The sequence below is a fragment of the Methylosoma difficile genome (assembly GCF_054657615.1).
Genome location: NZ_BAAHYJ010000001.1, coordinates 117,020 through 126,261, shown reverse-complemented (window position 1 = coordinate 126,261; position 9,242 = coordinate 117,020). Strand labels below are relative to the sequence as shown.

The following is a 9,242-nucleotide window of genomic DNA, read 5'->3' as shown; positions in this document are numbered from 1 at the left end:
AAAGTGCCACGTTCAATTAAAAAAGGTCCTTTTATTGATCATCATCTTCTCAAAAAAATTGAAGATGCAGTCAAGACTAATAATAGGAAACCGATTAAAACTTGGTCAAGAAGATCGATGATTCTTCCGGAAATGTTGGGTTTAACGATTGCTGTCCACAACGGAAAATTGCACATACCCGTGTTAATTTCTGAAAATATGATTGGGCATAAATTGGGTGAGTTTTCACCTACCCGCACCTACAAAGGCCATGTGGTCGATAAGAAATCTAGGTAATTCTCTATATGGAAATCTCAGCAAAATTAAGCAATGCGCCTTTATCGGCACAAAAAGCACGTCTTGTTGGCGACCAGATTCGTGGATTGCCTGTTCATAAAGCACTCGATATTCTGACGTTTAGCTCAAAAAAAGGCGGCGCAATATTAAAAAAAATACTCTTGTCCGCTGTTGCCAATGCAGAGCATAACGAGAGTGTTGATATTGATGATTTAAAAGTATCGACCGTATTCGTAAATGAAGGCGCGACGATGAAAAGGTTTAAGGCAAGAGCTAAAGGACGTGGTAACCGTATCCTTAAAAGAACCTGCCACATTACAATTAAAGTCGAAGAAACTCTGTAGGGGCAGGAAATGGGTCAGAAAGTACATCCAATTGGTATACGCCTTGGTATTGTCAAAGATTGGAATTCAAGATGGTATGCAAGCAGCAAAGATTATCCATTATTTTTGCATCAAGATTTAACTGTCAGAGAATTCATTAAGAAAAAGCTCGCACATGCGTCTGTAAGCCGTATCCAAATCAACCGTCCGGCCAATAATGCGCATATCACTGTGCATACAGCCCGTCCTGGTATTGTGATTGGTAAAAAAGGTGAAGACATTGATGTGTTGAGACAAGAAATCTCCAAAATGATTGGTGTTCCTGTCCAGCTGAATGTTGAAGAAATCAGAAAGCCTGAGTTAGATGCCCAATTAGTCGCCGAAGGCGTTGCACAGCAATTGGAAAAACGTATTATGTATCGTCGCGCTATGAAGCGTGCCGTAACCAATACAATGCGTCTAGGTGCTGAAGGAATCAAGATCAGTTTAGGTGGTCGTTTAAATGGCGCCGAAATTGCCCGTACTGAATGGTACAGGGAAGGCCGTGTGCCTTTGCACACATTACGTGCCGATATTGATTATGCAACAGCAGAAGCCAACACCACCTATGGAATTATCGGCATTAAAGTGTGGATATTCAAAGGTGAGGTTTTCGATATGGATGCGCATTTGGCAGCCATTAATTCAGACACTAAAAAATAGTTGAAGGGAACAAGACATGCTTCAACCTAAAAGAACAAAATTTCGTAAGCAGCATAAAGGAAGAAACAACGGTATTGCAGTTCGTGGTTCTTCAGTTAGTTTTGGTGAATATGGCCTTAAATCAGTTGATAGAGGTCGTTTGACGGCAAGACAAATCGAGGCCGCAAGAAGAGCAATCTCTCGTCATGTCAAGCGTGGCGGTAAAATTTGGATTCGAGTGTTCCCTGATAAGCCGATTACTAAAAAACCTTTAGAAGTTCGTATGGGTAAAGGGAAAGGTAGTGTAGAATACTGGGTTGCCCAAGTTAGACCAGGGATGATGTTGTATGAAATCCAAGGTGTTTCAGAAGAATTAGCAAGAGAAGCGTTTGCGTTAGCCTCTGCGAAGTTACCTTTAAAAACACTATTTACTGCCCGGACAATAATGTAATGAAAGCAAGTGAATTACGCCAAAAATCAAAAGACGAATTGCAGTCACTATTAAACGACCTTTCTCGTGAGAAATTTACTCTACGGATGCAAAAAGCGACTGGACAATTGAGCAAATCGCACCAAGTAAAAGTTGTAAGGCGTGATGTCGCTCGTATACAAACAATATTGAAAGAAATGGCTGGCGCATAATATGAGTGAAAACCAATCCAAGCTAAGAACCATTACTGGTCGTGTAGTAAGCAATAAAATGGACAAGTCGGCGACAGTTTTAGTTGAGCGTGTTGTAAAACATCCTGTTTATGGAAAATACATTAAACGCTCAACAAAAATGATGATCCATGATGAACAAAACCTTTGTAAGGAAGGTGACCTTGTTTCAATCACTTCATGTAGACCGATGTCTAAGCACAAAAGCTTCAAACTTGTGCAAGTTCTAGAAAGTACAAACAGATAGCATTTGCTGTCTAATTTAATTATTAGGAAATAATCATGATTCAGATGCAAACTAGCCTTGACGTCGCCGATAACAGCGGTGCCAAAAGGGTCATGTGTATCAAAGTATTGGGTGGGTCGCATAGACGATATGCAGGCATCGGCGATATTATCAAAGTCAGTATTAAAGACGCTATTCCACGTGGTAGAGTCAAAAAAGGTGAAGTTTATAATGCCTTAGTTGTACGTACCAGCAGTGGTGTTCGTCGTCCAGATGGATCTGTTATCCGTTTTGACGGCAACGCTGCGGTTATTTTGAACAATAATTTGCAGCCGTTAGGAACGCGTATTTTTGGCCCTGTTACACGTGAGCTTAGAGGTGAGAAATTTATGAAAATTATCTCATTAGCTCCAGAAGTATTATAAGGAAGGGTCAGTATGCAAAAGATTAAAAAAGGTGATGATGTCGTTGTTTTGACTGGTAAAGATAAAGGCAAAAGCGGTCGCGTCACAAAAATTTTAGACGGAAAAGTATTGGTTGAGGGCGTTAATCGCGTCAAAAAAACACAGAAAGCCAATCCTAACACTGGTGTTTCCGGTGGAATTATTGAAAAAGACATGCCAATCAGCATTTCCAATGTTGGCTTATATAACCCAGCGACCAAAAAAGCTGATCGTGTTGGCTTTAGATTTCTGGAAGACGGAAAAAAAGTCAGATATTTTAAATCAACAAACGAAGTTGTTGATGCATAAGGTGTAGATGAATTATGGCTAGACTAGAAACCGTTTATAAAGAAACAATATTGCCGGCATTGATTGAGCAATTTGGTTACAAATCTGTTATGCAGGCACCAAAAATCACAAAAATCACTCTTAATATGGGTGTGGGTGGAGCCGTTGCAGACAAAAAGATTTTGCAATCAGCAGTCAGTGACATGGAAAAAATAGCTGGTCAAAAGCCAGTCATTACATTGGCTAGAAAGTCAATCGCAGGCTTTAAAATTCGCGACGATATGCCAATAGGATGTAAAGTCACTTTACGTAGCGACAGAATGTATGAATTTCTGGATCGTTTAATTAGTATCTCAATTCCTAGAATCCGCGATTTTAGAGGCTTGAGTGCTAAAAGCTTTGATGGCAGAGGTAATTATTCAATGGGAGTTAAGGAGCAAATAATTTTCCCAGAAATTGATTATGACAAAATCGATGCTTTACGTGGTATGGATATTACTATTACAACAACAGCTAAAACAAATGAAGAGGGATTGGCCTTGTTAAAGTTGTTTAACTTTCCATTTAAAAACTAAAGAGCGATTTTGTATGGCAAAGAAGTCAATGATTGCGCGCGAAGTAAAGCGTAAGAAATTAGTAGAAAAATATGATGTCAAGCGTAAGGCTTTGAGAGAAGCTATTAGAGATCCTAATACATCTTTTGAAGACCGTGAAGCCGCTCAAGTGCAGCTCCAAAAACTACCTAGAGATTCTAGTGTGACACGTGTTCACAACCGCTGTAATTTAACAGGACGACCACACGGTTTTTACCGTAAATTCGGTTTAAGCAGAAACAAGTTACGCGAAGCAACAATGCGTGGCGATGTTCCTGGTGTCGTTAAAGCCAGTTGGTAACATCAAGTTTGGAGACTTTATTATGAGCATGACTGATCCAGTAGCAGATATGTTGACCCGTATAAGAAACGGTCAATCTGCTGGCAAAAAAACTGTAAAACAACCTTCTTCTAAATTAAAAGTATCGATTGCAAAAGTACTTAAAGAAGAAGGATATATAAAAGATTTTAGCGTAGAAACCATTGGTTCACACAGTGAGATGACAATTGAACTGAAGTACCACAAAGGTCTTCCTGTAATCGAGAGCATTGACAGAGTGAGCAGACCTGGTTTGCGCATCTATAAATCAAAAGATGAACTGCCAAAGGTATTAGGTGGTTTAGGTATTGCTATTGTATCAACCTCGAATGGCGTAATGACAGATAGAGCCGCTCGTGCAATTGGTCATGGCGGTGAAGTTATATGTACTGTTTGTTAACGAAGGCCTGATATGTCAAGAATTGCAAAAGCCCCTGTCACTATTCCAAGTGGCGTTAACGTAAAGGTCGATGGAAATCAAATGACCGTTAAAGGTAGCAAAGGCGAGTTGTCTTACGACTTTAATGCGGCTGTAACATTTGCGATTGCAGATAATGTGTTACAAGTTGAATGGAATAGAGATGATAAGAAAGCAACGGCACAAGCAGGTACAGCTAGAGCTATTGTGAATAATATGGTTACAGGCGTTTCAGCTGGCTTTGAGAAAAAGCTCACCCTGATCGGTGTTGGATATAGAGCTCAAGCGAAAGACAAAATATTGTCTTTATCGTTAGGGTTTTCTCACCCAGTTGATTACGAAGTTCCTGCTGGTATTACGGTTGAGACGCCTTCACAGACTGAGATTGTCGTAAAGGGTAGCAACAAACAATTGGTCGGAGAAGTTGCAGCCAAAATTAGAGCTTATCGTCCACCTGAGCCTTATAAAGGTAAAGGGGTCAGATATAGCGACGAACATGTTGCAAGAAAAGAAGCTAAGAAAAAGTAAGGTGACATGATGCAAAAGAAACAGACTCGAATGAAGCGCGCATTAAAATTGCGTAGCCAAATTAAAAAACTTAAAGCAACAAGACTGACCATCCACAAAACTTCACAGCATATGTATGCACAAGTTATTAGTGGTGATGGCAGTACAACTATTGCCAGCGCATCTACAACGCAAGCAGAAATTAAAAGCAATTTAAAAAATACAAGCAATATTGCTGCTGCAGCTGAAGTGGGTAAGTTCATCGCTCAAAAAGCTTTGGCAGCTGGTGTTACCAATGTTGCCTTTGATCGTTCTGGTTTTAAATACCACGGTCGTGTTAAAGCATTAGCTGAAGCTGCTCGTGAAGCAGGTTTGAAATTTTAGGAGAAGAAAATGGCTACAGCACCCGCACAAGGCAGTACTGACGGCTTGCAAGAGAAGCTTGTTAACGTAAGACGAGTGGCAAAAGTTGTAAAAGGTGGTAGGGTTTTCGGCTTTACTGCTTTGACAGTTGTTGGTGATGGTGAAGGACGAGTGGGCTATGGTGTAAGTAAAGCCCGTGAAGTACCTATCGCGATTCAAAAGTCTTTGGAACAAGCACGAAAAAACATGCGTAAAGTTGCCTTAAAAGGCGATACGCTTCAATATCCTGTTATGAATGTAACAGGGGCTGCGAAAGTATATATGCAACCTGCATCTGAAGGTACAGGCATTATTGCTGGTGGTGCGATGCGTGCGGTATTTGAAGTTGTTGGTGTACACAATGTTTTGGCTAAATGTATTGGTACAAGCAATCCAATTAATGTTGTGAGAGCGACAATTAATGGTTTGACAAGTATGCACAGTCCTTCACAAATCGCGGCTAAACGTGGTTTGAGTGTTGATCAAATTATTGGATGATTGTTATGGCAGCAACTACGTTAAGTGTCACTATGGTTAAAAGCAAATTTGGTCGTCTGCCAAGACATCAAGCTTGCTTGAAGGGTTTGGGGTTGAAGAAGATGAATCAAACCATCCAGGTTCCTAATACTCCAGAATTTAGAGGCATGATAAATAAAATTTCATACATGCTTAAGATTGAGGAAATCTAATGTATTTAAATACAATTAGTTCGAGCGAAGGCTCAAGAAAAAAATCAAAAAGAGTTGGTCGTGGTATTGGTTGTACGCTAGGTAAAACATGCGGACGTGGTCACAAAGGTCAAAAAGCACGTAGTGGTGGTTTTCACAAAGTGGGTTTTGAGGGTGGTCAAATGCCTTTACAACGCCGTTTGCCAAAAATTGGATTTGTTTCTCATCTAAAAATGCTTTCTGCGGAAGTGAGATTAGGTGAATTGAATAGCCTGAGCGTTGATGTTGTTGATTTGAAATCTTTAATAGACGCCAACATTGTTCCAATTTTTACTAAGAAGGTAAAAATAATCAAATCAGGTTCATTGTCAAAAGCTGTGACTATTTCGAAAGAAATTAAGGTTACAGTTGGCGCAAAAGCATCCGTTGAGGCTGCTGGCGGTAAAATCGAAGCGTAAGCTAAAAATCTTCAAGGACTCAGATGGCTAATAAAGACGGTGATTTTTCAGAATTAAAGGCAAGATTGTTTTTTGTTCTTGGTGCATTCGTTGTTTATCGCATAGGTTCGCATATTCCTGTTCCTGGGATTGATCCAAAAGCTTTGGCTGCGATGTTTGAGCAACAAAGTGGGTCTATACTGGACATGTTTAACATGTTCTCAGGTGGGGCTTTGATGCGGCTAAGCTTATTTGCCTTGGGGATTATGCCATATATTTCTGCATCTATTATTATGCAATTGATGACTGTCGTTGTGCCAACAATGGAGCAGATGAAAAAAGAGGGCGAGTCAGGTAGAAGAAAAATATCACAGTACACCCGTTATGGGACTGTTGTTTTGGCAACGTTTCAAGCAATTGGCATATCATTAGCATTGCAGAATCAAACAGCAGGTGGGTTATCTGTTGTTGTAAGTCCAGGTATTTCATTTGTTGCAATTACAACGATTACTTTGGTAACAGGTACTGTGTTCTTGATGTGGTTAGGCGAACAGGTTACTGAGCGTGGCATTGGTAATGGAATATCCATGATAATCTTTGCTGGTATCGTTTCGGGCTTGCCTAAGGCTGTGGGCGGAACATTGGAGTTAGCTCGTACAGGAGAGATGAATGCTGGGTTGATTATCCTTTTGTTTGCCTTGTCTATCTCTGTTACTGCTCTTGTTGTTTTTGTGGAAAGAGGTCAGAGACGTATTTTGATCAATTACCCGAAGCGCCAACAAGGTAGAAAGTTGTATGGTGCCCAGAGTAGTTTTTTACCATTAAAGCTTAATATGGCTGGAGTAATTCCTCCAATCTTCGCTTCTAGCATTATTTTATTCCCGGCCACTGTGGCTGGTTGGTTCGGAAATAGCGAGGGCTTTTCTTGGCTTCAAGATGTCGCCACTATGCTGTCACCTGGTCAACCCGTTTACGTGATGTTGTATGCTGCTGCAATTATTTTCTTTTGTTTTTTTTATACCGCTTTGGTTTTTAATGCTAAAGAAACGGCTGAGAATTTAAAGAAGTCAGGTGCTTTTTTGCCTGGTATAAGACCTGGTATCCAGACAACAAACTATATTGATAAGGTAATGACCCGTCTAACTTTGATTGGCGGTTTTTACATCACTTTGGTTTGTTTGCTTCCTGAGTTCTTGATTGTTTATTGGAATGTTCCATTTACATTTGGTGGAACATCTTTATTGATTATTGTTGTTGTGGTTATGGATTTTATTTCTCAAGTTCAAACTCATGTTATGTCGCAACAATACGAAGGCTTGATGAAAAAAGCTAATTTGAAAAAATAAATCTTTGCCATAAGGCATTTGAGAGGGTTGTAGTGAAAGTTCGCGCATCAGTTAAAACAATTTGCAGAAATTGTAAAATCGTTAAGAGAAACGGTGTAGTAAGGGTCATCTGTGTAGATGGTAGACATAAACAAAGGCAAGGTTAAATTTTCTTGCTTCGTGTTTATCCTAGTGCTACAATTCTAGGCTTAACTTTAAAAAGACTACTCGGGGGAGTATCTGAATGGCACGTATTGCCGGTATAAATGTACCAGATCACAAGCACGCGGTAATTGCATTGACTGCAATTTATGGTGTTGGACGCCAAACGGCTAGTGATATTTGTAACGAAGTAGGTATTCTTCCTACTGTTAAAATTAAAGACCTTGCTGAAGAGCAAATTGAGTCTATTCGTACGGTTGTGTCAAAAATGACTGTTGAGGGTGATTTGAGGCGCGAAGTGTCAATGAATATCAAGCGATTGATGGATTTAGGTTGCTATCGTGGTATTCGTCATCGTAGAGGCTTGCCTTTGCGTGGACAAAGAACAAGAACTAATGCTCGTACCCGAAAAGGGCCACGCAAGCCAATTAGAAAATAATGTTTGATTGTTAAATTATAGAGATTAAGAGCAATGGCTAGTCCCAATCGCGCGAGAAAGCGTATTAAAAAAGAAGTGGCAGATGGTATTGTGCACGTACATGCTTCTTTTAATAACACGATCATTACGATAACTGATAGAAAAGGTAATGCCTTGTCTTGGGCTACTTCTGGAGGGTCAGGGTTTCGTGGTTCAAGGAAAAGTACGCCTTTTGCAGCGCAGGTTGCGGCAGAAAAAGCCGGTATTGTCGCTCAAGAATTTGGTATGAAGAATGTTGACGTGATGATAAAAGGTCCTGGTCCTGGTCGTGAGTCAGCTGTTAGGTCTTTAAACAATCTTGGGTTTAAAATTAATAACATAGTCGATGTGACGCCAATCCCGCATAATGGTTGCCGTTCTCCCAAGAAGCGTCGCGTTTAAAGGTAATTGGAGTAGAAAATGGCAAGATATATAGGGCCTACTTGCAAGTTAAGCCGTAGAGAAGGGACTGATCTTTTTTTAAAAAGCAGAGGCAAGTCCTTAGAAAACAAATGTAAATTAGATCAAAGACCTGGTCAACATGGTGCTAAGCGCACCAGAAATTCTGACTATGCTATGCAGTTAAGAGCAAAGCAGCGTTTGCGCAGAATTTATGGAATATTAGAAAAGCAGTTTAGAAACTACTACAAGTCTGCTGATATGAAAAAAGGTGCAACAGGTGAAAATCTGCTAAATCTTTTGGAGTCTCGTTTAGATAATGTTGTTTACCGCATGGGTTATGCGTCTACTCGTGCTGAAGCCCGTCAGTTGGTTTCTCATAAGTCAATTATGGTAAATGATTCTTTGATCAATGTGCCTTCTTATCAGGTTAATCCAGGTGATGTCGTTTCGGTAAGGGAAAAGGCAAAAAAACAACAGCGTATTGTTGACGCGCTTACTGTTGCAGAGCAATACGGTTTACCAAATTGGGTTGAAGTTAACACTAAAACAATGTCTGGTACATTTAATTCGTTGCCTGATCGTGTTGATCTGGGTAGTGATATAAATGAACAGTTGGTTGTTGAGCTTTACTCTAAATAATTGCAGTTCTGAGGGA

The 9,242-nt window shown here is 40.1% G+C and carries 21 protein-coding genes; all 21 read left to right on the top strand.

What is annotated here, in order from left to right; all coding sequences use genetic code 11:
* The first annotated feature begins 3 nt into the window (after window positions 1-3).
* The 21 genes from rpsS to rpsD all read left to right on the top strand — a co-directional run bounded on the left by rpsS (window position 4) and on the right by rpsD (window position 9,226).
* The gene (rpsS, locus tag ACYQ1O_RS00710) at window positions 4-276 is read left to right on the top strand and encodes a 30S ribosomal protein S19 (RefSeq protein ID WP_459989568.1); all 273 of its coding nucleotides are present in this window, start codon (window positions 4-6) and stop codon (window positions 274-276) included.
* 8 nt (window positions 277-284) lie between these two features.
* The gene (gene rplV, locus ACYQ1O_RS00705) at window positions 285-620 is read left to right on the top strand and encodes a 50S ribosomal protein L22 (protein WP_459989566.1); all 336 of its coding nucleotides are present in this window, start codon (window positions 285-287) and stop codon (window positions 618-620) included.
* A gap of 9 nt (window positions 621-629) precedes the next feature.
* Window positions 630-1,301 carry a 30S ribosomal protein S3 gene (gene rpsC, locus ACYQ1O_RS00700; RefSeq protein ID WP_459989564.1) on the top strand — a complete coding sequence of 224 codons (672 nt, stop codon included), beginning with the start codon at window positions 630-632 and terminating at the stop codon, window positions 1,299-1,301.
* A gap of 16 nt (window positions 1,302-1,317) precedes the next feature.
* Window positions 1,318-1,731: a 50S ribosomal protein L16 gene (gene rplP, locus ACYQ1O_RS00695; RefSeq protein ID WP_459989562.1), complete on the top strand. Its 414-nt coding sequence runs from the start codon at window positions 1,318-1,320 to the stop codon at window positions 1,729-1,731.
* Window positions 1,731-1,922 carry a 50S ribosomal protein L29 gene (gene rpmC, locus ACYQ1O_RS00690; RefSeq protein WP_459989560.1) on the top strand — a complete coding sequence of 64 codons (192 nt, stop codon included), beginning with the start codon at window positions 1,731-1,733 and terminating at the stop codon, window positions 1,920-1,922. The genes rplP and rpmC overlap by 1 nt, the downstream gene beginning before the upstream one ends.
* A 1-nt stretch (window position 1,923) precedes the next feature.
* Window positions 1,924-2,187, top strand: a complete 264-nt coding sequence (gene rpsQ, locus ACYQ1O_RS00685; RefSeq protein WP_459989559.1) for a 30S ribosomal protein S17 — start codon at window positions 1,924-1,926, stop codon at window positions 2,185-2,187.
* Window positions 2,188-2,222: 35 nt separating this feature from the next.
* On the top strand, window positions 2,223-2,591 hold the full coding sequence (gene rplN, locus ACYQ1O_RS00680; protein ID WP_459989557.1) for a 50S ribosomal protein L14: 369 nt from the start codon (window positions 2,223-2,225) through the stop codon (window positions 2,589-2,591).
* A 12-nt stretch (window positions 2,592-2,603) separates the two neighbouring features.
* Entirely contained in the window at window positions 2,604-2,918 is a 315-nt protein-coding gene (rplX, locus tag ACYQ1O_RS00675) for a 50S ribosomal protein L24 (RefSeq protein ID WP_459989555.1), read from the top strand.
* Window positions 2,919-2,932: 14 nt separating this feature from the next.
* Window positions 2,933-3,472, top strand: coding sequence for a 50S ribosomal protein L5 (rplE, locus tag ACYQ1O_RS00670; RefSeq protein ID WP_459989553.1), 540 nt, complete (start codon window positions 2,933-2,935; stop codon window positions 3,470-3,472).
* A 13-nt stretch (window positions 3,473-3,485) separates the two neighbouring features.
* Window positions 3,486-3,791: a 30S ribosomal protein S14 gene (gene rpsN / locus ACYQ1O_RS00665; protein ID WP_459989551.1), complete on the top strand. Its 306-nt coding sequence runs from the start codon at window positions 3,486-3,488 to the stop codon at window positions 3,789-3,791.
* A gap of 22 nt (window positions 3,792-3,813) precedes the next feature.
* Window positions 3,814-4,209: a 30S ribosomal protein S8 gene (rpsH, locus tag ACYQ1O_RS00660; protein ID WP_459989549.1), complete on the top strand. Its 396-nt coding sequence runs from the start codon at window positions 3,814-3,816 to the stop codon at window positions 4,207-4,209.
* A gap of 12 nt (window positions 4,210-4,221) precedes the next feature.
* Window positions 4,222-4,755 carry a 50S ribosomal protein L6 gene (gene rplF, locus ACYQ1O_RS00655; RefSeq protein ID WP_459989547.1) on the top strand — a complete coding sequence of 178 codons (534 nt, stop codon included), beginning with the start codon at window positions 4,222-4,224 and terminating at the stop codon, window positions 4,753-4,755.
* Window positions 4,756-4,764: 9 nt separating this feature from the next.
* Window positions 4,765-5,118 carry a 50S ribosomal protein L18 gene (rplR, locus tag ACYQ1O_RS00650; RefSeq protein ID WP_459990617.1) on the top strand — a complete coding sequence of 118 codons (354 nt, stop codon included), beginning with the start codon at window positions 4,765-4,767 and terminating at the stop codon, window positions 5,116-5,118.
* A gap of 9 nt (window positions 5,119-5,127) precedes the next feature.
* Window positions 5,128-5,634 (top strand): 30S ribosomal protein S5, encoded by a 507-nt coding sequence (gene rpsE, locus ACYQ1O_RS00645; RefSeq protein ID WP_459989544.1) that lies wholly within the window; start codon window positions 5,128-5,130, stop codon window positions 5,632-5,634.
* A 5-nt stretch (window positions 5,635-5,639) separates the two neighbouring features.
* Window positions 5,640-5,825 carry a 50S ribosomal protein L30 gene (gene rpmD / locus ACYQ1O_RS00640; RefSeq protein WP_459989542.1) on the top strand — a complete coding sequence of 62 codons (186 nt, stop codon included), beginning with the start codon at window positions 5,640-5,642 and terminating at the stop codon, window positions 5,823-5,825.
* Entirely contained in the window at window positions 5,825-6,262 is a 438-nt protein-coding gene (rplO, locus tag ACYQ1O_RS00635; RefSeq protein WP_459989540.1) for a 50S ribosomal protein L15, read from the top strand. Before rpmD ends, rplO begins: the two co-directional genes overlap by 1 nt.
* Before the next feature lie 23 nt (window positions 6,263-6,285).
* Window positions 6,286-7,587 (top strand): preprotein translocase subunit SecY, encoded by a 1,302-nt coding sequence (gene secY, locus ACYQ1O_RS00630; protein ID WP_459989539.1) that lies wholly within the window; start codon window positions 6,286-6,288, stop codon window positions 7,585-7,587.
* 32 nt (window positions 7,588-7,619) lie between these two features.
* On the top strand, window positions 7,620-7,733 hold the full coding sequence (rpmJ, locus tag ACYQ1O_RS00625) for a 50S ribosomal protein L36 (protein WP_243219931.1): 114 nt from the start codon (window positions 7,620-7,622) through the stop codon (window positions 7,731-7,733).
* A 77-nt stretch (window positions 7,734-7,810) separates the two neighbouring features.
* Window positions 7,811-8,167 carry a 30S ribosomal protein S13 gene (gene rpsM / locus ACYQ1O_RS00620; protein WP_459989538.1) on the top strand — a complete coding sequence of 119 codons (357 nt, stop codon included), beginning with the start codon at window positions 7,811-7,813 and terminating at the stop codon, window positions 8,165-8,167.
* Between the two features lie 33 nt (window positions 8,168-8,200).
* Window positions 8,201-8,587, top strand: coding sequence for a 30S ribosomal protein S11 (rpsK, locus tag ACYQ1O_RS00615; RefSeq protein ID WP_459989537.1), 387 nt, complete (start codon window positions 8,201-8,203; stop codon window positions 8,585-8,587).
* A gap of 18 nt (window positions 8,588-8,605) precedes the next feature.
* The gene (gene rpsD / locus ACYQ1O_RS00610; protein ID WP_459989536.1) at window positions 8,606-9,226 is read left to right on the top strand and encodes a 30S ribosomal protein S4; all 621 of its coding nucleotides are present in this window, start codon (window positions 8,606-8,608) and stop codon (window positions 9,224-9,226) included.
* Window positions 9,227-9,242 lie beyond the last annotated feature (16 nt).